Annotated in this window: 27 protein-coding genes; 17 read left to right on the forward strand and 10 right to left on the reverse strand. The window is 61.6% G+C overall.

Annotated features, from left to right (window positions below; translation table 11 throughout):
• Window positions 1-47 precede the first annotated feature (47 nt).
• From KJQ96_RS08035 to KJQ96_RS08050, 4 genes are all read left to right on the forward strand, one after another.
• Window positions 48-362, forward strand: a complete 315-nt coding sequence (locus tag KJQ96_RS08035) for a helix-turn-helix transcriptional regulator (protein WP_028346460.1) — start codon at window positions 48-50, stop codon at window positions 360-362.
• Window positions 363-364: 2 nt separating this feature from the next.
• A complete protein-coding gene (locus KJQ96_RS08040; RefSeq protein ID WP_213286133.1) occupies window positions 365-829 on the forward strand; it encodes an SRPBCC family protein in 465 nt (154 codons plus the stop codon).
• Between the two features lie 36 nt (window positions 830-865).
• Window positions 866-1,282: a GFA family protein gene (locus tag KJQ96_RS08045; RefSeq protein WP_213286134.1), complete on the forward strand. Its 417-nt coding sequence runs from the start codon at window positions 866-868 to the stop codon at window positions 1,280-1,282.
• Between the two features lie 447 nt (window positions 1,283-1,729).
• A complete protein-coding gene (locus KJQ96_RS08050; protein ID WP_213286135.1) occupies window positions 1,730-2,212 on the forward strand; it encodes an SRPBCC domain-containing protein in 483 nt (160 codons plus the stop codon).
• Window positions 2,213-2,440: 228 nt separating this feature from the next.
• Here KJQ96_RS08050 and KJQ96_RS08055 read toward each other — a convergent pair whose 3' ends face one another.
• Window positions 2,441-2,911, reverse strand: a complete 471-nt coding sequence (locus KJQ96_RS08055; protein ID WP_213286136.1) for a hypothetical protein — start codon at window positions 2,909-2,911, stop codon at window positions 2,441-2,443.
• 199 nt (window positions 2,912-3,110) lie between these two features.
• Between KJQ96_RS08055 and KJQ96_RS08060 the strand changes: the two genes are divergently transcribed.
• The gene (locus tag KJQ96_RS08060; RefSeq protein WP_057846447.1) at window positions 3,111-3,341 is read left to right on the forward strand and encodes a DUF6894 family protein; all 231 of its coding nucleotides are present in this window, start codon (window positions 3,111-3,113) and stop codon (window positions 3,339-3,341) included.
• A gap of 17 nt (window positions 3,342-3,358) precedes the next feature.
• Here KJQ96_RS08060 and KJQ96_RS08065 read toward each other — a convergent pair whose 3' ends face one another.
• Window positions 3,359-3,562: a hypothetical protein gene (locus tag KJQ96_RS08065; RefSeq protein WP_213286137.1), complete on the reverse strand. Its 204-nt coding sequence runs from the start codon at window positions 3,560-3,562 to the stop codon at window positions 3,359-3,361.
• 152 nt (window positions 3,563-3,714) lie between these two features.
• Here KJQ96_RS08065 and KJQ96_RS08070 point away from each other — a divergent pair, with 152 nt between their 5' ends.
• Window positions 3,715-4,431: a Crp/Fnr family transcriptional regulator gene (locus KJQ96_RS08070; protein WP_309142381.1), complete on the forward strand. Its 717-nt coding sequence runs from the start codon at window positions 3,715-3,717 to the stop codon at window positions 4,429-4,431.
• A 212-nt stretch (window positions 4,432-4,643) separates the two neighbouring features.
• On the forward strand, window positions 4,644-4,859 hold the full coding sequence (locus KJQ96_RS08075; protein WP_213286139.1) for a hypothetical protein: 216 nt from the start codon (window positions 4,644-4,646) through the stop codon (window positions 4,857-4,859).
• Window positions 4,860-4,879: 20 nt separating this feature from the next.
• Here KJQ96_RS08075 and KJQ96_RS08080 read toward each other — a convergent pair whose 3' ends face one another.
• The 5 genes from KJQ96_RS08080 to KJQ96_RS08100 are packed head-to-tail and all read right to left on the reverse strand — an operon-like array spanning window position 4,880 to window position 6,852.
• Complete coding sequence (locus tag KJQ96_RS08080) at window positions 4,880-5,329, reverse strand: DUF1801 domain-containing protein (RefSeq protein ID WP_213286140.1); 450 nt, start codon at window positions 5,327-5,329, stop codon at window positions 4,880-4,882.
• A gap of 16 nt (window positions 5,330-5,345) precedes the next feature.
• On the reverse strand, window positions 5,346-5,816 hold the full coding sequence (locus KJQ96_RS08085; RefSeq protein WP_213286141.1) for a DUF1801 domain-containing protein: 471 nt from the start codon (window positions 5,814-5,816) through the stop codon (window positions 5,346-5,348).
• Between the two features lie 25 nt (window positions 5,817-5,841).
• Window positions 5,842-6,048 (reverse strand): hypothetical protein, encoded by a 207-nt coding sequence (locus KJQ96_RS08090; RefSeq protein ID WP_213286142.1) that lies wholly within the window; start codon window positions 6,046-6,048, stop codon window positions 5,842-5,844.
• Window positions 6,049-6,100: 52 nt separating this feature from the next.
• Window positions 6,101-6,532, reverse strand: coding sequence for an SRPBCC domain-containing protein (locus tag KJQ96_RS08095; protein ID WP_213286143.1), 432 nt, complete (start codon window positions 6,530-6,532; stop codon window positions 6,101-6,103).
• Complete coding sequence (locus KJQ96_RS08100) at window positions 6,529-6,852, reverse strand: helix-turn-helix transcriptional regulator (protein ID WP_213286144.1); 324 nt, start codon at window positions 6,850-6,852, stop codon at window positions 6,529-6,531. Before KJQ96_RS08100 ends, KJQ96_RS08095 begins: the two co-directional genes overlap by 4 nt.
• Window positions 6,853-7,125: 273 nt before the next feature.
• On the opposite strand from KJQ96_RS08100, the gene KJQ96_RS08105 reads away from it, so the two are divergent.
• Window positions 7,126-7,761: a trans-aconitate 2-methyltransferase gene (locus KJQ96_RS08105; protein ID WP_213286145.1), complete on the forward strand. Its 636-nt coding sequence runs from the start codon at window positions 7,126-7,128 to the stop codon at window positions 7,759-7,761.
• Between the two features lie 10 nt (window positions 7,762-7,771).
• Here KJQ96_RS08105 and KJQ96_RS08110 read toward each other — a convergent pair whose 3' ends face one another.
• The gene (locus KJQ96_RS08110; RefSeq protein ID WP_213286146.1) at window positions 7,772-8,176 is read right to left on the reverse strand and encodes a four-helix bundle copper-binding protein; all 405 of its coding nucleotides are present in this window, start codon (window positions 8,174-8,176) and stop codon (window positions 7,772-7,774) included.
• Window positions 8,177-8,439: 263 nt separating this feature from the next.
• Here KJQ96_RS08110 and KJQ96_RS08115 point away from each other — a divergent pair, with 263 nt between their 5' ends.
• From KJQ96_RS08115 to KJQ96_RS08135, 5 genes are all read left to right on the forward strand, one after another.
• The gene (locus KJQ96_RS08115) at window positions 8,440-8,769 is read left to right on the forward strand and encodes a hypothetical protein (protein ID WP_213286147.1); all 330 of its coding nucleotides are present in this window, start codon (window positions 8,440-8,442) and stop codon (window positions 8,767-8,769) included.
• A 78-nt stretch (window positions 8,770-8,847) separates the two neighbouring features.
• Window positions 8,848-9,255, forward strand: a complete 408-nt coding sequence (locus KJQ96_RS08120; protein ID WP_213286243.1) for a FixH family protein — start codon at window positions 8,848-8,850, stop codon at window positions 9,253-9,255.
• Window positions 9,252-10,655 (forward strand): efflux RND transporter periplasmic adaptor subunit, encoded by a 1,404-nt coding sequence (locus tag KJQ96_RS08125; protein WP_213286148.1) that lies wholly within the window; start codon window positions 9,252-9,254, stop codon window positions 10,653-10,655. Before KJQ96_RS08120 ends, KJQ96_RS08125 begins: the two co-directional genes overlap by 4 nt.
• Window positions 10,652-13,843, forward strand: coding sequence for an efflux RND transporter permease subunit (locus tag KJQ96_RS08130; RefSeq protein WP_213286149.1), 3,192 nt, complete (start codon window positions 10,652-10,654; stop codon window positions 13,841-13,843). The genes KJQ96_RS08125 and KJQ96_RS08130 overlap by 4 nt, the downstream gene beginning before the upstream one ends.
• Window positions 13,844-13,851: 8 nt before the next feature.
• On the forward strand, window positions 13,852-14,607 hold the full coding sequence (locus tag KJQ96_RS08135; RefSeq protein WP_249733839.1) for a cytochrome c family protein: 756 nt from the start codon (window positions 13,852-13,854) through the stop codon (window positions 14,605-14,607).
• A 119-nt stretch (window positions 14,608-14,726) separates the two neighbouring features.
• Here KJQ96_RS08135 and KJQ96_RS08140 read toward each other — a convergent pair whose 3' ends face one another.
• Window positions 14,727-15,356 carry a cation transporter gene (locus tag KJQ96_RS08140; protein WP_213286150.1) on the reverse strand — a complete coding sequence of 210 codons (630 nt, stop codon included), beginning with the start codon at window positions 15,354-15,356 and terminating at the stop codon, window positions 14,727-14,729.
• A 194-nt stretch (window positions 15,357-15,550) separates the two neighbouring features.
• On the opposite strand from KJQ96_RS08140, the gene KJQ96_RS08145 reads away from it, so the two are divergent.
• The gene (locus KJQ96_RS08145) at window positions 15,551-16,162 is read left to right on the forward strand and encodes a class I SAM-dependent methyltransferase (protein WP_213286151.1); all 612 of its coding nucleotides are present in this window, start codon (window positions 15,551-15,553) and stop codon (window positions 16,160-16,162) included.
• A 5-nt stretch (window positions 16,163-16,167) separates the two neighbouring features.
• Here KJQ96_RS08145 and KJQ96_RS08150 read toward each other — a convergent pair whose 3' ends face one another.
• Window positions 16,168-16,527, reverse strand: coding sequence for a hypothetical protein (locus KJQ96_RS08150; RefSeq protein ID WP_213286152.1), 360 nt, complete (start codon window positions 16,525-16,527; stop codon window positions 16,168-16,170).
• A 211-nt stretch (window positions 16,528-16,738) separates the two neighbouring features.
• On the opposite strand from KJQ96_RS08150, the gene KJQ96_RS08155 reads away from it, so the two are divergent.
• The 3 genes from KJQ96_RS08155 to KJQ96_RS08165 all read left to right on the forward strand — a co-directional run bounded on the left by KJQ96_RS08155 (window position 16,739) and on the right by KJQ96_RS08165 (window position 20,362).
• A complete protein-coding gene (locus KJQ96_RS08155; RefSeq protein WP_249733874.1) occupies window positions 16,739-18,016 on the forward strand; it encodes a squalene monooxygenase in 1,278 nt (425 codons plus the stop codon).
• A gap of 20 nt (window positions 18,017-18,036) precedes the next feature.
• Window positions 18,037-18,990, forward strand: coding sequence for an alpha/beta fold hydrolase (locus KJQ96_RS08160; RefSeq protein ID WP_213286155.1), 954 nt, complete (start codon window positions 18,037-18,039; stop codon window positions 18,988-18,990).
• A 265-nt stretch (window positions 18,991-19,255) separates the two neighbouring features.
• Window positions 19,256-20,362: a TRAP transporter substrate-binding protein gene (locus tag KJQ96_RS08165; protein ID WP_213286156.1), complete on the forward strand. Its 1,107-nt coding sequence runs from the start codon at window positions 19,256-19,258 to the stop codon at window positions 20,360-20,362.
• The last annotated feature ends 81 nt before the right edge of the window (window positions 20,363-20,443 follow it).

Below are 20,443 nucleotides of genomic sequence, written 5' to 3' on the forward strand. Positions count from 1 at the left end.
CATGCAGGTATTTACCTGCATATTATGTTCTTCATAGAGTGAGACCGATGCAGGCCGACAAGGTTTTCAAAGCGCTGGGCGACCCGACACGCAGAAAGCTGCTTGATCTTCTCTGTGAGAAGAACGGGCAGACGCTCGGCCAGCTTTGCGAAAACCTGGACATGGCCCGGCAATCGGCCACGCAGCACCTCGAAATCCTGGAGGCGGCCAATCTGGTGAGCACGGTCAGGCGCGGCCGCGAGAAGCTGCACTTCATCAACCCGGTGCCGCTTCATGAGGTCTACGAGCGGTGGGTGCGGAAATTCGAACGACAGCGGCTCAGCCTGCTGCACGATCTGAAGAAAGAGCTCGAAGGAGAATGACGATGACCAAAGAGATGACCAGCTTTGTCTACGTGACCTATATTCGCTCGACGCCGGAAAAAGTGTTCGAGGCTATCACGAAACCGGAGATCGCAAGGCGCTACTGGGGCCACGAAAACGTCTCTGAGTGGAATCCCGGATCGAAATGGGAGCACGTCCGCGCCAATGATCAACGGAGCGTCGAACTGGTCGGCAAGGTCATCGAGGTCTCGCCGCCGACCCGTCTCGTCATCACTTGGGCGAACGCGTCGCAGGCCTCCGATCCTTCCGCCTACAGCCGGGTGACGTTCGAGACTGAGGAATACGAGGACATGGTCCGGCTGACGGTCACCCATGACGAACTCGAAGCCGGCAGCGGGATGGCGAACGGCATCAAGAAAGGTTGGCCGGTCGTCCTCGCCAGCCTGAAATCCTTGCTGGAAACCGGCCACGGCCTCGACGTTTTCGCCAAGCCGAAATCGGCCTGATCCCTTGCCGTGTCAATCAGAAGCGGGAGAATGACCATGACCAAGCCCTTTATCGGCGGGTGTGCGTGCGGCGCGATCCGTTTTGAGACGAGCAGCGAGCCTATCGTCGAGAGCCACTGCCAATGCCGCGATTGCCAGAAACGAAGCGGCACGGGCCATGGATCCTACCTGGTCTTCCCCCGGCGAGCCGATGTGGCAATTACGGGCGACGCGAAACAATGGCGGGTGGCGGACGACAACGGGAATGAAAAGGTCCACGCCTTCTGCCCGACCTGTGGAACGCCGGTCTACCTGACATTCGTCGCCAATCCGGAACCGATAGCGGTCCACGCGGCCAGCCTGGACGACCCAAGCCTATTCAATCCGCAACTGATCACGTACGGCATCCGCGGCCATGCGTGGGACAAGATGGATTCCTCGTTACAGAAGTTCGAGCGAATGCCGCCCAGATAATTTCGCGTGGAGAGGCATACGAAATTGTCCGAACCTAGAGCATGATGATTTTTGGTTAGATCTTGGCCGCAGACGCGCTTCACCTCTCCCGCTTGCGAGGGAGGTCGGCGCGAAGCGCCGGGTGGGGCTCTCTCCACTCGGGCAGTATCGCCGCGGAGGCACCCCCACCCATAGCCGATGCTCCGCATCGGCGTTCTTAAACTAAGGACGGCGGCCATGGGCCGGCTATGCCTCCCCCGGGCGGGAGAGGGAGCGCACCTTCTTCGTGGTCGCAATTAAGCTAATCATCATGCTCTAGTCGCGATGCGACCGGAATCCGCGAGCGGCTTCCGCCCATACGGGTGACGATCACTCTCGCAGAGAGAGAGCAGTTGCCGTGTACTGGTAGGTGCGGCGGCGTGCGCTGTAAGCTCGCGAATCCGCGAACGACAAGAAAAAGGAGACGGCATGAGCCCCAAGCCCACCGGCCACGTTCGTGGCAACGACCTGATCCTCACGCGCACGTTCCGCGCACCCATCGATGACGTCTGGACGAGCGTGACGAAGTCCGAGAACACCGCGCTCTGGTTCGGCAGTTGGGAAGGCGACGCCGGCCCGGGCAAGATCGTGCGGCTGCAACTGGTCCATGAGAAGGGCCAGCCGTGGACGAACGTGACGATCGAAGAATGCGAGGCGCCGCGCCGCCTAGTCGTCATGATGAAGGATGACTACGGCGAGTGGCGCATCGAGCTGACGTTGACGACGCAGACGGACGACACGACCGAGCTTCGCTTTGTGCAGCACCTGAGCGACCGGAAACTCGCGGGCGACGTAGGGCCTGGCTGGGAGTACTACCTCGACATGCTGGTCGCCGCGCGTGAAGGCAAGGCGCTGCCGTCATTCGAAGATTACTACCCGTCGCAGAAGGCACACTACCTGGAAGGCGGATAGACGATCGGCACGTCGCAAGCTGGACAAAGCGTGTGTGTTGAGGCGCTGGCCAGCGTGTAGTTGACCCGGTTGCGTGGACACCTTTTCCGTTGAGGGAGGAGTTCCATGCCTCGGCGTCGATCGCCGTATCAGGCGGAGTTTCGCAGTCAGATGGTTAATCTGGTCCGATCCGGTCGGACATCCATCTCGCCGCCACCGTCATCGCATCACCATCAATCCCAACAGGCCTTAGTACAGCCGCATCGGCAGTGGCAATTGGATGTCCTGATAGCGGCCCTCGTAGCGATCGACAAAATCCTGCAGGAAAAACGGAATGTCGCGTAGCTGGAGGTCGCAGCGTCGCCGCAACTCGTGCGCGACTTCCACCGAAGCGTCACGACACCACCCCGCGGCGACGTTGAAAGCAACCACCCGGATCGGATTGGTGTACTGGCCGGTGAGCAGGTCCATTACAACCGGCTCGAATCCCGGGCTCTCGGAACTGACTTCTGCCCAGACCCGGCCGTGTTCGAGGGATTCATGCTCGACGATATAGACGTCGTGCTCATCACCGTGTGGCACGATCGACGGGCCCGAGCCGGCGTTACGCATCAACAACTCCCGGACTGCAGAACGGGGAATCAAGCTGGCTTTTTTCGATTCGTTCCATATCGGGCCGAGAGGCGGACGGCCGCGCAGCGCGCCGCTGTCCTTGCTCAATCGCAAGCATGCGCCGCGCACCGGCGACTGCGTTCCGGCGCAGGAACATTTAGCAGGGTCGTGACTTCACTTCTGTGTCATGCAGCCGACACAGAAAACGGACTTGGCGGTGAGGAAGCCAGCCAGAAAAAAAGCGACCGCGAAGCTCAAAGGCGTACGGATCGAGCGAAAGGCGGCCCGACATTAAGGAACAGTCCTCATGCCGCGTTACTTCTTCAACGTGTATCACGACAGGGCAGAACTCGATAAAGAAGGCGAGGAACTGCCCGATCTGCAAGCCGCCTGGCGGGAGGCGATCGTGACGGCGGGGCAGATCATCCAGGATCTCGATGGGAGGCTGCGTCCGGGCAAGGACTGGCGGATGGAAGTCACCGACGAATTCGCAAATCCGCTGTACGTCATTCACGTCTGCGCCGACAAATCCAGATAGGCCGGAAGACCCCAGCGCTATTTCGGGCGCTGCAATCCAGGCGACGTCAGCCAGCGTTCGATGACCGCTGCCGACTCGGTCGCGACCGCCGCCCGTATCAAGCGATCACGCTCCTGTCCTGGCGGTGAGCTCTCGGCCTTTTCGCGGGCGCGAAAGGCAATTTGCTTGAGGCGCTCCTGAAGCGGAAGTGCCGGGCGGCTGCGATTACGCTTTTTCTTCATGGACGGATCTCCTTGCTGGCTTCGACCCTTCCACGTCTCGGCAATCCTATCCTTAACCTTTGTTTGGAACCGGCATCGGGCAGGTTTCGTTCGTCTCAGAGGCAGGAGATCATTCAATCGAACAGGACAGGCGCGTGGATCGGGATTCGGTAGTGGCAAGCTTGTTGCGGCGGCTCGAAACCGTCTCGAAACTCGATCCGGCCGACATTGCCGCGATCCGTTCGCTTCCGATTGCAGTTCGTCACTGGGCAGGCGCAAGAGCAATCGTATCTGACGGCGAACGTCCGTCGGAATGCTGCCTGATCGTCGAGGGCTTCTGTATCCGCTCCAAAACGACGGAGGCCGGCCAGCGGCAAATTCTCTCGATCCATATCCCCGGCGATATTCCCGACCTTCAGAGCTTGCACCTGCACAGGATGGATCATGATCTCTCCACGTTGGTTCCGTCGACGCTGGGGTTCATCAGCCATGCTTCGCTGCGAACCCTGACGCATGCGAGACCCAATGTCGCGGATGCGCTCTGGCGCGACACCTTGATCGATGCCGCGATATTTCGGGAGTGGATCGTCAATGTCGGACAGCGGCCGGCGCCGGCCCGGCTTGCCCATATCGTGCTCGAACTTCGCGAGCGTCTCCTTGCAATCAGGGGAGGCGCGGAGCCTGCCACGTTCGAATTCCCGCTTACCCAGGAGCAGATTGGCGAGGCGTTGGGCATCACGCCAGTGCATGCAAACCGCATAATTAGGCTACTGCGCGAGGACGGGATCGTCGACGTCAGCCGGGGGCAAGTGCACGTGCTTGACGAAACAAGGCTCGCGGAATTGGCGCAGTTTGACGACCGTTACCTGCACCAGGATCCGGCCGCCTGAAGCGTCCGATCGTGCGGTGCCGGTGGTCCAGCCGCTGGTCCAGCCGTGCTTGGGTCGATCGGACGCAGCGATTTTGTTCGCGTGATCGGAACGATTCAAGCTCGGGAAAATTATGCAATCTGTGTCAGGGATAGACACATGAACTCGAGCGGCTGCCGATGTAGTCCCGTTTACATGGCGCATCGGCGACCGCTTTCTTTTAGCCGCCGGCCATGAAGGATTTTGCAAACGCGTCGTTCCCGCCCGAGGTCATCTCGGTGATGGAGCAGGCGCTTGACGCGGCCGTCGCTACGCTCCCGGAGCCCGTCCATTCCCACCACGTTCAGTTGATCGCGGAAGCGATTCTGCGCGCCGCCCACAGCGGAGAGCGTGACCCGGTTGTCCTGCAACGGCTCGCATTGCTGGCGCTGCAGCTTCATCCTCGGTGATGGCCAGCGCGTTCGCTTGCTCAAGCGCTCTTTGATTTCTTCCGAGCGCTGGCGGGTCGCTTCGACGTATTCAGTGCCACGGCCTCGCGAATGAGCGCCTTCAATGCCTTTTCGTCGATCTTGTCGCCTTCATGGAAATCGATGGCGCGCCGGGTATTGCCCTCCAAGCTGGAGTTGAAGAGGCCTGACGGATCCTCCAGCGAGGCGCCCTTGGCGAAGGTCATCTTCACGACCGCCTTGTAGGTCTCTCCGGTGCAGATGATGCCGTCGTGTTCCCACACCGGAACGCCGCGCCACTTCCACTCCTCGACCACCTCGGGATCGGCCTGCTTGATGATGCTTCGAATCCGCGCGAGCATCTCGCCGCGCCAATCGCCCAGCTCCTCGATCCGCGCATCGATGTGCTGAGAGGGAGAGCTTCCACCTTTTCCTTCGCTCGCGCCGCTCTTCTTCATTGTGGCTTTCTTCATGGCTGTTGTCATTCGCTCACAATCGTTCGCCGGGCAATTGGCTCGCCTGCTTCACCCAGGCAACAAGCTGCGCTTCGTCAAGGCCGTCCTCATAGATGTCGAGATAGCGCACTTCCTTGTGCTTGGACTCGCCGGGCGGAAGAGGGTGGAGCGACGTGCCACGGAAGAAGGTCACTTTGACGTACTTTGTGAAGCAATGGAAGGCGATGAACCAGCCGCCCTGGTCCTCGACGCCATAAAAGGGCGTGTTCCATTTGACCGCCTTGTGCACGCCGGGGACGTTGTGGACGATCAGCGCGTCGAGGTGGCGCCCGACATCGCGTTTCCAGCCCGGCATGGCCGCGATGTAGGCCTGCACGGGGGCATCGCCGTATCCCTTTGCGATCTGAGGATTGCCGCCTGAGAGAAGGACGGGCTTTGCTGTAGCCTGCTTGGCGGCGGCCGTCTTTGCGATCTTCGCCGGCCTTCTCGACGTCGTTTGCGCCATTGTGTTCGCTCCTGTCGCTGGTACGTCAGCCACTGCGCCATTTGGCGGCGTAGGGCAGCACGAACATGTACAGGCCGGTGAACATCAGCATAAAGAGCGGCGGCAATGGGGAGTATACCACCCACGGGGAAGGCTCCCCCAGTCCCATGGCAACGAAATTGGCGACGACGGTCACCATGAAGGCAATCGACAGCCAGCGGTGAATCTGCCGAATCCACGTGTTCCAGTTCAATGAGCCCTCCTTTTGCAGATTTTTCAGACGAGCCGGAGCGTGACGCGGCGGTTCAATCCGTCCGCGCCACGACCTCTTCCAGCTTGGCGAAGAATTGCTGCCAACCGGCGTGGGCGCCGCCATAGGCCTGCTTCTGATCCGGCCGGAAACCGGTCTGCTCCATGCGCAGGAGGGTGCCTGTGGGCGTTGGCGTCAGCGTGAAAGTCACGACACTTTTTAGATTGAAGGCCGCATCGTCGTGCTTGAAATTCCAAGTGTATGACAGCGCCTTGTTCGGCTCGATGGCAAGGACCTCGCAGTCCAGCACGCCACCCCAATCGCCGCGAAGATTGAAATGGTGACCCACGACGGGCTTGAAGTCGTTCTTCATCAACCACTCCTCCATTAGATGGGGTTGCGTGAGCGCGCGCCAGAGCTTTTCCGGCGGATGCGACATTTCGCGTTCGACGACGACAGTGCGCGTTTCGGGGGCGGTATTTGTCATTGGTCCATCCGTTTGAGCAGGTCTTCAAGATCATCGAACCGGTTCTGCCAGAAGCCGTGCATCTGGCTCGCCCAGTCGATCAGCGGGGCGAGGGCGCCGAGCTGCGCGCTGTAGTGCGTCTGGCGGCCTTCGTGGCGGTCGCGCACCAGCCCCGCCTGTTTCAGAACGCCAAGATGCTTCGAGACGGCCGGCTGCGAGATGCCGGCGCGGGCCGTCAGTGCCCCGACCGTCTGCTCTCCTTCGCGGCACAGCCGCTCGAAGATCGCCCGACGGCTCGGGTCGGCGAGGGTCCTGAACAGCAGATCATGAGCGTTGGGCATCGAAATCGATAACTAGCTGGTTATTGATTGATACATAACCGTCGGGATATGTGTCAGTCAAGCGGGAATGCAAGAACTACGGCGCGCTGGTTTCCGCGCGCCCTCAAGCGCGCAATTTGAGGTCAGCAAACTATCGCTGAACGCATGCCGTGCTGGTTATGCATTATCTTGACTTGCGAAGTCGAGCTGCGCCGACGGCATGGTCGCCCTTCGTTGTCGAGGACGGTAGGGATGACCAGATGTTCAACGTCATGTACAGCGAGGGGAGCTCCTATGGGAGATGCCGGCCGCCAGGCCCATTGGGAGAACGTCTACACGACAAAGCGCGAGAACGAGGTTAGCTGGTTTCAGCAAAATCCGGCTCCTTCGCTCGACCTGATCGTGCAGGCGGGGGTGACGCACCAGTCGGCCATCATCGACATCGGCGGCGGCGCCTCGCGGCTGGTCGACAATCTCCTCGAGCAGGGTTTTGAGGATGTCACCGTGCTCGACCTTTCCGCCGCAGCGTTGGCCATTGCCAAGCGCCGCCTGGAGAGCCACGTTGGCGCCGGCGCCGGGCGGGTTAGCTGGATCGTCGCGGATGCGACGACCTGGGAGCCGGTCAAGCCCTACGACATCTGGCACGATCGGGCAGCGTTCCACTTTCTCACCGACGCAGGCGATCGCGCCGCCTACATTGCGCGCCTCAAGAGAGGCCTGAAGATCGGCGGGCACGCCATCATCGCTACCTTCGCGCCTGACGGCCCTGAAAAGTGCAGCGGCCTGCCGGTCGCGCGCTACGACAGCGAGAGTCTCGGACGGACGCTCGGGGCCGCGTTCAAGCTGGTCCATACGCAGCGGCACGAACACGCTACGCCTTGGGGGTCCCGGCAGGCTTTTCAGTTCAGCGTGTTTCGGCGCGAGGGCTGATCGCCGCGCGCTAATGCGCCATGCTGCGTGAGACCTCCTGGCAAGCTTCCATGCAGCGGCGGCAGCTTTCCGCGCAGATGCGGCAATGTTCGTGCATGGCTGCGTGCCGCTGGCATTCCTCCGCACATAGCCGGCAGGCGGCGGCGCAGACGCTGAGCATGCGGCGCATCACTTCGTCGTCGAAACCCGTTCGGCGGGTCATGATGCGGCCGGTGATATTGCAGATATCGGCGCAATCCTGGTCGAGCCGGATGCACTGGGTAAGGTCCTGTACCATGCGCTCCGACAGGCAGGCGTCGGCGCAGGAGGTGCAGGTCTGGGCGCAGGAGTAGCATTCCTCGATGCAACGGATCAGGGCGTCGCTGATCTGGCCTTGGACGGCCGGGTGGGTGCCAATCATTTCACGGGCGTACATGGCTGGGCTCCTTGCTGAGGACATACCACCGCCGTGGGCGGTCGCTGGCTCAAGTCGCAGCGTTGAAAAATGTTCTGGGCAGCCGGCCAATATGAATTGGGGTCAGGGGCTTTGATTCATCGCAATGCGATCTTCGTCCGCTGGCATACGTTAACGAAACCCGCGGTTTCGTGATGGAACTCTGCTTCCCATCATGGGCCAGGATGTGCGACACTGGATCCGTGAAATACTCAATTCACCTTTGCCGGCTGCTGGCGATTTTTGTGATCGTCGGCCTCGTAATCGCCCCGCTCACGGCGCGGGCGAATACGGGCGCCATGGCACCAATGGCCATGACGGCAATGCCCGATGACGCGGCCATGTCCGACGACATGCCGTGCTGCCCGGAGAAATCGGCGCCGGTCGATTGCGACCAATGCCCGTTGATGGCGCTTTGCGTATCGACGACGTTGCAGGCGCCGCTGCCGGCCGGCATTGCCGAAATCCAGCCCGTCACTCTTCGCACGCTGCTGCCCCGCAGCGATCCGGAAGTGGAAAGCCTCGGGTACTCACCCCCTCCAAAACCTCCCCGGTCCCTGGTCCTTTCGGCGTAACGCCGGAGTCTCGCGGCGCTTTGTGGCGCCCGCGCCCATGCCGCCATAGCGGCTGACCAGTAGATCGAGGATACCATGATGAAGGCTATTCAGTTTTCGCGCGGCCTGCGGGTTGCGCTGACCGGTGCTGCCCTGACATGCGCCGCAACCGTCGCGCTTGCCGATATCAAAAACTACGAGTTCAAGCTCGTCGAACCGACGGTGAAGACCGGTCGTGACAGGACCTTCGCCGTCAAGCTCGTCGACAAGACCACCGGCAAGGCCGTTCCGGACGCGGTGATCTTCGCGACGCGCCTCGATATGGCGCCCGATGCGATGCAAGAGATGGTGACCGAGCTCACGCCGCTGCCGGGATCGGAGCCGGGCACCTACCGCTTCAAGGCCGATTTCACCATGGCCGGGCGCTGGCAATTGTCGCTCGGTGCAAAAGTGCAGGGCGAAACCGGCACGGTCGACAACAAGCTTGTCATTCAGGCCGACAAATGAAGCGGTCGGTTCAGGTTGCGATCGCTGCTGCCGTTACGGCTGCCGTGATCGCCGGCGTCCTCGCGCGTCCCTATTTCTTGCGGCCCGGAGAGACCAAGCATGCCCACGTCCTGGGCCAGGCGCCCGAACCGGCGGGTACCGCGATCTACTATCAGGATCCGGACGGCAAGCCGTTCTACTCGCTGACGCCGAAGAAGACGCCCGATGGCCGCGACTACCGGGCCATCCTCCGGGGCGCCGACATCAGTTTTGACGATCCGCCGCAGGAAAGCGTGGCGGCTCCGCCGACCGACCGGAAGATCAAGTACTACCGCAATCCGATGGGCCTGCCGGATGTCTCGCCGACGCCCAAGAAGGATTCGATGGGGATGGATTACATCCCCGTCTATGAGGGCGAGGACACCGACGACGGATCGGTCAAGGTCTCGCCGGGAAAGATCCAGCGCACCGGCGTCAAATCGGAGCCGGCGGCCACTCGCCAGATCCGGACGGTCGTGCGGGCGCCAGGCACGATCCAACTCGACGAGCGTCGAGTCTCAGTCATCGCGATGCGCGCGGAAACCTACCTGCAAACAGTTGCCGACGTCACGACTGGCACCTTTGTCAAGAAGGGGCAGCCGCTGATGCAGGTCTACAGTCCGGCAGTTTCCAGTGCGGCCGCAGAGTATGTGACGACATTGACGTCAAAGACTACGGCGGGCGAACCGTCCTACGGACGCGGTTCACGGCAGCGGTTGATGAACCTTGACGTGCCCGACGCGGTAATCAGCGAGGTCGAGAGAACGCGGGTCGTCCCGGTGACTGTCGCCTGGTCGGCCCCACGGGACGGCATCGTGCTGGAACGCAACGCCGTCGAGGGTATGCGAGCTCAACCGGGCGATGTGCTCTTCCGCGTTGCGGATACGTCGGTGGTCTGGGCGATAATTGATATAGCCGAGCGCGATCTCGGCTCGCTTGCAGTCGGACAAGGCGTAACCGTGCGCGCGCGCAGCTTCCCGGGGCGGGACTTCTCCGGAAAGATCTCTGTCATTTATCCCCAGGTCAACCGCGAGACACGGACGGCCCGCGTTCGGATCGAACTCGCAAATCCCGACCTCGCATTGCTGCCGGACATGTACGTGGACGCGGACGTCGAGATTGGCGGCGCGGAGCCTGTTTTGGCCGTTCCCGACAGCTCGGTGCTCGATACAGGGGCGCGTCAGGTCGTTCTGGTCGACAAGGGCGAGGGCCGATTCGAGCCCCGCGACGTCAAGATCGGCCGTCGGGGAGACGGACTGGTCGAAATCCGCAGCGGGCTGAAAGACGGCGAGCCCGTCGTCATCTCGGCCAATTTCCTGATCGATGCGGAAAGCAATCTGAAGGCGGCGCTGAAGGGCTTTGCCGAAGGAGCCCAGCCATGATTGCCCGCTTGATCGCTTGGTCGGCTCGCAACCTCCTGCTGGTGCTGTTCGGCAGCGGCTTCGCCGCTGCGGCCGGCATCTACGCGCTCGTCCATCTGCCGCTGGACGCCATTCCCGACCTCTCCGATACTCAGGTGATCGTCTACACCGAATACCCGGGGCAGGCGCCGCAGGTGATCGAGGACCAGGTCACCTATCCGCTCACCACCGCGATGTTGACGGTGCCGAAATCGAAGGTGGTGCGCGGCTTTTCCTTCTTCGGCGTCTCCTTCGTCTACGTCATCTTCGAGGACGGCACCGACATCTACTGGGCGCGCTCGCGGGTGCTGGAATTCCTGAACGCCGCGACCTCGCGCATTCCCGCCGGCGTGACGCCGACCATCGGCCCGGATGCGACCGGCGTCGGCTGGGTTTACCAATATGCTATCGTGTCGAAGGAGCTGAACCTTTCCGACACGCGCACGATCCAGGACTGGAATCTGAAGTTCGCGCTCGCCAAGGCCGAAGGTGTCGCCGAAGTGGCGAGCGTCGGCGGTTTCGTCAAGCAGTACAATGTGATCCTCGATCCGCAGCGCATGCGCGATCGCGGCATCACCATGCAGAAGATGCGCGAGGCGATCCGCGCCAGCAATGCCGATGTCGGCGGCCGCACCGTCGAACTGTCCGAATTCGAATACGTCATCCGTGGCAAGGGCTACCTGAAGAGCATCAACGACCTCGGCAACGTCGTGCTGAAGGTGAGCAATGGCACGCCGGTGCTCCTTCGCGACGTGGCCCGGGTGGAGCTCGGCCCCGACGAGCGGCGCGGCATCACCGAACTGAACGGGGAGGGCGAGGTCGCAAGCGGCATCGTGCTGCAGCGCTTCGGCGTCAACGCCCTCAATGTGATCCAGAACGTCAAGAAGCGTTTCCAGGAAATCGCCAGCAGCCTGCCGAAATCAGTCGAGATCGTGCCGGTTTACGACCGCTCGAACCTGATCTACGCGGCTATCGACACGCTCAAGCACACGCTGTTCGAGGAAAGCGTCGTCGTTGCGCTGGTCTGCGTCGTGTTCCTGCTGCACGTCCGCAGTGCGCTGGTTGCGATTCTAATGCTGCCGGTCGGCATATTGATGGCGTTCGGCGCCATGAAGCTGCTGGGGCTCGGCTCCAACATCATGAGCCTTGGCGGCATCGCGATCGCGATCGGCGCCATGGTGGATGCAGCAATCGTCATGATCGAGAATGCCCACAAGCACCTCGAACGAGCGGAGCCCGGAAAATCCCGAGTGGCCATCCTGATCGAGGCGGCCGCGCAGGTCGGTCCGGCGCTGTTCTTCAGCCTCTTGATCATCACCGTGTCGTTCATGCCGATCTTCACGCTGGAGCAGCAGGAGGGGCGGCTGTTCAGCCCGCTGGCGTTCACCAAGACATTCGCCATGGCCGCCGCCGCGCTGCTTTCGGTGACGCTGGTGCCGGCGCTGATGGTGATTTTCATCCGCGGCAGAATCATTCCCGAGCACAGGAACCCGATCAACCGTTTCCTGATCTGGATCTACCGTCCTGTTATCAACGGTGTGTTGCGCGCCAAAAAGTTGGTCGTCCTGCTCGCACTCGCGATTCTGGCCGTGAGCGTCTGGCCGGCCCGTCAGCTCGGCACCGAGTTCATGCCGAACCTGAACGAGGGCACGCTGCTCTACATGCCGACGACATTGCCGGGCATCTCGATCACCAAATCCGCTGAACTGATGCAGACCCAGGATCGGATCATCCGGTCGTTTCCGGAAGTCGAATCCGTCTACGGCAAGGCAGGCCGCGCCGCGACCGCAACCGATCCGGCCCCATCGGAAATGTACGAGACCGTCGTCAATCTCAAGCCGAAGCAGGAGTGGCGGGCGGGCGTAACGATCGACAGCCTGATCGCGGAGATGGACAAGGCGCTACAGTTTCCTGGCGTCTCCAACGCCTGGACCATGCCGATCAAGGCCCGCATCGACATGCTGTCGACTGGCATCCGCACCCCGATCGGGGTCAAGGTGATCGGCACCGATCTGGTCGAGATCGACAAGCTCGCGAAACAGATCGAGCAGGTCCTGAAAGCGGTGCCCGGCACCTCGTCCGCCTACGCCGAGCGTGGCATCGGCGGCTACTATCTGGAGATCACACCGGACCGCGAAGCGATGGCGCGGTACGGCATCATGATTCAGGATGTCCAGGACACCATCGCTACTGCGCTTGGCGGACAGACGGTCACGACGACAGTCGAGGGCCGCCAGCGCTTTTCCGTCAATATGCGCTACCCGCGGGATTTGCGCGACAATCCGAAGGCGATTGCAAGCGACGTGCTGGTGCCGATGCCGGCCGGCGGCGCCGTTCCGCTTGGCGAAGTCGCAAAGGTCGTGCCGGCGCGTGGGCCGTCCTCGATTCGCACCGAGAACGGCCAGTTGGCGACCTACATTTACGTCGACATCCGCGACCGCGACCTCGGCGGCTACGTCGCTGAGGCACAACGCGCTGTGCAGGCCAGCATCCAGTTCCCGCCCGGCTACTACGTCATGTGGAGTGGCCAATACGAATACCTCGAGCGCGCCACCGCAAGGCTCAGAATTGTCGTGCCCGCGACGCTGCTCATCATCTTCCTGCTGCTGTATCTCAACTTCCGCTCCGTCACCGAGACGATGATCGTGATGCTGTCGCTGCCGTTTGCGCTGGTCGGCGGGTTCTGGCTGATGTGGTGGCTCGGCTTCAACCTGTCGGTGGCGGTCGCGGTCGGCTTCATCGCACTCGCCGGTGTCGCCGCGGAGACCGGCGTTGTAATGCTGATCTACCTAAACCAGGCATTGGCTGAGGCCAGGGCTCGGTGCGACGTCGAAAACCGGCCGCTGACGAAGCGTGATCTCTACGACGCCATCATGGAGGGCGCGGTGGAGCGGGTGCGGCCGAAGATGATGACGGTGGTGGCCATCATGGCAGGCCTGCTCCCGATCATGTGGAGCACCGGCACCGGGTCGGAGATCATGCAGCGCATCGCGGTGCCGATGATCGGCGGCATGATCTCCTCGACATTGCTGACGCTGATCGTGATCCCGGCGGTATTCGGTATCGTCAAGGGCTTTGGATTGCCCGGCGATCCCGAAAGCGGCAAGTCAGTCGCGGCGATTGCAAGACCATCGAAGAAAGTCTCACGCGTTGTGGAGCCAGCCGAATGAGGTGAACCATGACTTACGCAGCGATCTCCGGCACGATGCCGAGCTTCAGGTTGGCGGCTGCTTCGGCCCTTATGGCTGTTCTCAGCTTCTCTTCTCTTCATGCGCAACAAGGCAATGCTGCTCGCGGCGAACGTAATTTCAGGGCCTGCGCAGCGTGCCATTCACTGGAGCGCGATCGCAACATGACGGGACCGAGCCTTGCCGATCTGTGGGGGCGTAAGGCCGGTACGCTGCCAAGCTTCGATCGCTTTTCCGATGCATTGAAATCGTCCGGATTGACGTGGGATGACCGAACGCTCGATCAATGGCTGACTGATCCGAAGCATTTCGTTCCGGGCAACGAGATGACGTTTGAGGGCATCAAGGAAGGGCCAGCCCGAGCAGACCTCCTGGCATTCCTGAAAGAAGCCACCAAACCCGGTGCAGCGCCGAGCCAAAGTGCGCAACAGGGGCAGAGGGGCGGCATGGGAGGGATGATGGGTGGTATGATGGGCGGCGGCGTCGATCCAAATCTCAAGAAGCCTGAGCCGGACATTCAGGTTAAAACCATCAGTTATTGCCGCGACACCTATCGTGTCACCACAGCCGACGGCAAAACACGCGCCTTCTGGGAGCGTAACCTCCGCTTCAGGACCGATACCAGTAAGGATGGGCCCGAGAAGGATGCGCCGGCTCTCTTGGGGGCAGGAATGATGGGCGATCGGGCAGCCGTGATCTTTTCGGCGCCGGAGGAAATCATGAAGTTCGTTGAGCGCCGCTGCTAGACTTCCGAACAGACAGCTGGACGCATCAGGCAGGGATTGGAGTCGCCTAACAGGAGAGTGCCGCTAGCTTGAGGCTGCCGCCCGTCTGAGTGAGGACAGACACGTTGCACGCCGCATGTCTACGCTGGCTGAGCCTTCAATTCACCAACGGATTGGCGCACCACCACGAATGCGCCTTGAAGCGCAAGTCCGGCCATGCAGGAAGCGACAATCACATCCGGCCAACCGGTACCGGTGCCAAACACGCCGAGCGCGGCCAGCAGTACCGCGAGATTGCCCAGAACGTCGTTACGCGTACAAATCCAGGCCGAGCGCATGTTGGCGTCGCCGTTGCGATAGGCCCATAAGACTCCGAATGACGCAACATTAGCGGCAAGGGCCATGACGCCGACCGCACCCATGGTGAATGCACTCGGCAGCGTCCCCTGTGCGGCGTGCCAGATGGCCATGGCAATCACCCACAAGCCGAAAACTCCCATGGTGGCGCCCTTGGCGAGTGCTGCTGATGCGCGATAGCGCAGTGCCATCCCAACCACAAAGAGGCTGATCGCATAGTTTCCCGCGTCGCCGAGAAAATCGAGCGCATCGGCTTGGAGCGAAGCCGATCCCGCCGCCAAGCCTGCGCCGACCTCGGCGAGGAACATGACGGCATTGATGCCAAGGACCACCCAAAGAACCCGGCGATAAGCCGGATTGCCGCGGTTCCGGTCCAAGTTCAGGGGCGGAGGTGTGCAACAAGCATCGGCCATCCACGGAAAGTAGGACGCAAGTTCGTGTTACACAATTGCGTCACCAGGAAAGCGACGGTCGACCCTGGAGCAGTGCGAGCGTTGCGTTGCATATTCATTGGCCAATCACGATCCTAACAAGCTCCGTGAAATCCATCATCGGGGTTACGCGCCGGCCTGATGGGACTCGCGAGCAGAACTGATGGAGACGAGTTATGGGCTTCTACAACGACGTCATCCTGCCGCGGGTTTGCGATCTTGCGATGCGCAACAAGCAGCTTCGGCCATATCGCGAGCGGGTGATCGGCGCGGCCGAAGGTCGCGTGCTCGAGATCGGGATCGGTTCGGGCCGGAACTTGCCGTTCTATCGGCCGCCGGTGAGGGAGCTCTTGGCGCTGGAGCCGGCCCCGAAGCTCGTCGCAATGGCCCGCGATGCTCTGCATCCGGGTACGCCGGTCAACTTCATCGAAGCTTCGGCCGAAGCCATTCCGCTCGATGACCGCAGCGTCGATACGGTGGTGACGACCTGGACCTTGTGCAGCATTCCGGATGCCGCCATGGCGCTTACCGAAATGCGTCGCGTGCTTCGCCCTGGCGGCAAGCTTTTGTTCGTGGAGCACGGCATGGCGCCGGACAAGAATGTGAGGCGATGGCAGGACTGGCTGACGCCGGCCTGGAAATGCATCAGTGGCGGCTGTCACCTCAATCGACCCATCAGCACGATGATCGAAGCGGGAGGATTCAGGATTGATCGGGTGGAGACCGGCTATATGCCTGGACCGAAGGCGATGACCTTCATGTACGAAGGCAGCGCCCGACCGAACTAGCCAGTCTATGCCGCGCGTACCTGACCAAGAAACGCGTCGACCTGCTCGCGCAATTGCTGCGACTGCCGCGACAGATTGCCGGCGGGGGTCTCGACCTGGCTTGCCGCTGCGCCAGTGGCTGCCGCGCCCTCGGTGACACCGCCGACGTTGGCGGACACTTCCTGGGTGCCGGCCGCAGCCTGTTGCACATTGCGCGCGATCTCCTGGGTCGCCGCGCCCTGTTGCTCGATCGCAGAGGCGATGGTTGTTGAAATCTCGCTGATTTCGGTCTTGCTGATCGCCTCGATCGAGACGACCCAGGCGGCTGCTGTTCCCCCAAAGCGGCCAGTTGGTGCGCAGGCAAGCGAAGCGATGCGATGACCCAAAGGTCACCTCTTGGTGGCGGGCTCCCACTCCAAACTTGTGACGCCTTTCACTATTGCCCCAAAAAAGATCAGATAAGCTTGGTCGGTCCGAGCAACTGCGTCGGGCGTACGTGACCTTTTGAATTTTTTCCGATCACATTGACATACTCCTTTGCAGGAGGAACACGTGTCAGATTTTACAGGAAATCATGCCGTGGTTATTGGCGCCGGCATGGCCGGCCTTACGGCCGCTCAGGCGATCTCCAGGCATTTCAGGAAAGTCACGGTCATAGAGCGGGACATGCTTCCCGCCGAGCCCGCGCCCCGGAGCGGCACGCCGCAGGCCCAGCATGCCCACATGCTGCTCGCGGGCGGGCTGAGAGCCCTGCAGACTCTGTTTCCGGGCTTCGAGAAGGATCTGGCGGAAGCCGGCGCTGTGAAGATCCGCGCCGGGAAGGACCTCCGGTTCGAGCGCCCCGGATTCGATCCATTCCCCGTTCGCGATCTCGGTTTCGATATTTTCAGCATGTCGCGCCCATTGCTCGAAGCCGTTACTCGACGACGCGTTCAGAAAACCCCGAACATAGGCATTTGCGTACGTTCCCGCGTAACCAGGCTTCTCGCATCGCGTGATGCAACGCGGATCGAGGCGGTTTGTTACGACAGTGAAGATGGTCGTGCTGTGACGCTGGAAGCCGACTTGGTAGTTGAAGCTTCCGGCCGCGGCGGCCTGACGCTGCAACTGCTCGAAGAGCTTTCTTTGCAGAAGCCCGAAGAAACCGAGATCGGCATTGATCAGGCCTATGCAAGCACCATTGTCGAGCGGCTCGATCACAATGCCGACTGGCTGGGCAATATCATTCTGCCGTCTGCACCCGCCAGTAGCCGCGGCGCGTTCCTGTTTCCGATCGAAAAGCAGCGATGGCTGCTTTCCATCGGAGGCAATCATGGCGACACGCCTCCGGGCGACCGCGCCGGATTTATGGATTTCGTCAGGAGCCTGCGTACCCCGACGATCTATGACGCGGTCAGGGACGCGCGCCCGCTGACTGATATCGTCCGCTACCAGTTGCCTTGCAGCACGCGGCGACATTTCGAGCGCCTTAAGTCCTTTCCGGCGGGGCTGCTTGCGACGGGCGATGCCCTCTGCCGCTTCAATCCGGTGTTCGGCCAGGGTATGAGCGTGGCAGCGCAGGAAGCCGTGATCCTGGACCGGTTGTTGACGGAAGATACCCCCATGGAGCGCCTGCCGCGTGACTTCTTCGCTGCCATCCAGGACACCATCGCGACGCCATGGGGCGTTGCCGTCAACGATTTTGTCTATCCCGCCACGCGTGGCGTGCGGCCCGCCGATCTCGCGCAGCGCCTGCAATATGGTATGGCTTTGACCAAGCTCGCCGCGCAGGATCCCGAGGTGCACCGGCTGACCGTAGAAGTCTCGCAGCTCCTCAAGCCGCAGGCTGCGCTGCGTGAGCCAGCGCTCGCAGCGCGCGTGATGTCGCTAATATGACGGGCAATGTGGGGACCGTGATGGACTTTGTCACCGTGACGAACGGAGCGATCAAGCTCAACGTGGCCGTCAGCGGCTCGGGCCCGCTGATTGTCTGCGTACATGGATTCCCGGAGCTCGGGTACTCCTGGCGGCACCAGATCGCGCACTTTGCGGCGCGAGGTTTTCGGGTAGCCGCGCTTGACGTGCGCGGCTACGGACGGAGCTCTAAGCCGAGAGAGATCACGGCATACACGCTACGTCATCTCGCCTCGGACGTCGTTGCTGTGATCGAGCATATGGGAGATGGCCCGGCCGTTCTGTTCGGCCACGACTGGGGCGCGCCTATCGTATGGCACACGGCGCTGCTTCACCCCGACAAAATCAGGGCGGTAGCTGGTCTGAGCGTGCCGTTCCGTCCGCGCGGACCCGTGCCTTTCATCGAACTTGCGCGATCCATCTACAAGGGACGCTTCTTCTACCAGATCTATTTCCAGCAAGAGGGCGTGGCGGAGGCCGAACTGGAGACGGACATCGCCGGTGCCCTGCGCAAGGTGTATTTTGCACTGTCCGGGGCGGCGCCTCACAACAAGTGGCTCGAGCCGAAGCCGGCGGAGGCACGGCTGCTGGATGGGCTCGTCGATCCGCAGCCCTTTCCAGGCTGGATGAGTGAGACCGATCTGGCGGTCTATGTCGATGCGTTTCGGGCCGGCGGCTTTCGTAGTCCACTCAACCGATACCGCGCACAGACACTCGACTTTGCCGAGCTGGTCGAATTGAGCGGACGCAGTATTGCGCAGCCATCGGCCTTCATCGCCGGCGAGCGTGACCCTGTGCGCGCCTTCGTCCCGGGCGTGGATCTGTATGCCGACCCCGGAGTTGCTTGCTCCGATTTCCGCGGCTCCACCATCATCCCCCGTATCGGACATTGGGTGCAGCAGGAGGCGCCAGAGGAGACTAACGCGGCGCTCGAGGCGTTCGTGCTGGGGCTGTAACGCGGTCGGCGCACGCTCTACGACTGACGTAGGCAGGGGGATCGTGCGGTGCAACAAGCAGCAGTAAAATCCATCAGCGCGACTCCGCGCAAAAGCACAACCACGCTGCAGCGGTCTGCTGGCCTTTGCTGCGGTCAGAAAGCAAGATGACAACCTGAGGCGATGGTGGCAGAATGTTGGCAGACGTGGTTTCAAGCTTGGCGACTAACACGAAACAAAGAAAAGCGATCGCCAAGGTCACGTCGTCCAAGGGAGGAGATAGCTCATGAAACGCTTGTTTCTGGGATTAATCGCCGTTGCCCTGATCGCATCGGCGTTTGTCGGATCCACCACTACAGTGATGGCGCAGACAAAGGTGCTGAAGATGCAGGCCTCATGGCCGGCGTCGCTCACGCTCTATGATAACTTCACCTACTTCGCCGAGCGGGTGAACAAGCTATCGGCCGGCACCTTGAAGATCGAAGCGATGCCCGCCGGCCAGGTCGTGCCGGCTTTCGAGGTGCTGGACGCGACCCACAAGAAGGTGCTCGACGGATCGCATGCGTGGGCCGGCTACTGGACCGGCAAGAACAAGACCGCAATCCTTTTCACCGGCGGTCCCGGCGGCACGTTCGGCATGGACTTCATGGACGTGATGGGCTGGCTCTATCACGGCGGCGGCCTCGACCTGTACAACGAGTTCTATCAGAAAGAGCTCAACCTCAACGTGGTCGTGTTCCCGATCCTGCCCGCAGGGCCGCAGGCGTTCGGCTGGTTCAGCAGGCCGATCCAGACAGTCGAGGACATGAAAGGCATGAAGTGTCGCCAGACCGGAATGGCCGGAGAAGTCTGGCAGGCGCTCGGCTTCACGGTGGTCAACATGCCGGGCGGCGAGATCATTCCCTCCGCTCAGCGCGGCGTGATCGATTGCGCGGAATGGGTCGGCGGCATCGAGGACATGCGGCTCGGCTTCCACAATGTCTGGAAATACCACTATTCGCCCGGCTTGCATGAGAACGTGACGGTCGGCGAAATCGTGATCAACGGCGACGTGTGGAAGGAGCTCAGCTCTCAGCAGCAGGAGATCATCAAGTCGGCGGCCAACGAGACCTTCCTCGTCTGGTGGACCAAGTGGCAGCGTCAGAACGCCGATGCGCTGAAGGAGATGCGGGACAAGCACGGCGTACACATCCTGCGCACGCCGCCCGAGATCCTGCTGGCCTTCATCAAGAAGTGGGACGAAATCGCGGCGGCCGAGAGCGCCAAGAACCCGTTCTTCAAGAAGGTGCACGACTCGCAGAAGGCCTATGCCAGCGCTGTGGTGCCGTACAAGCGATCCTATTTCCCGCCATATTCCTTCATGGCGAACTACTACTTCCCCGACGAGAAATAGGGCTTCGTCCGAGGGCGGCCGGTTCGGCCGCCCTCCATTCACGCGCAACCGGCCTGCGTCGCGCCGCAGGGTGCGCCGCAC

Origin of the sequence: Bradyrhizobium sp. sGM-13, from assembly GCF_018398875.1 — a bacterium.
Classification (GTDB): Bacteria; Pseudomonadota; Alphaproteobacteria; order Rhizobiales; family Xanthobacteraceae; genus Bradyrhizobium.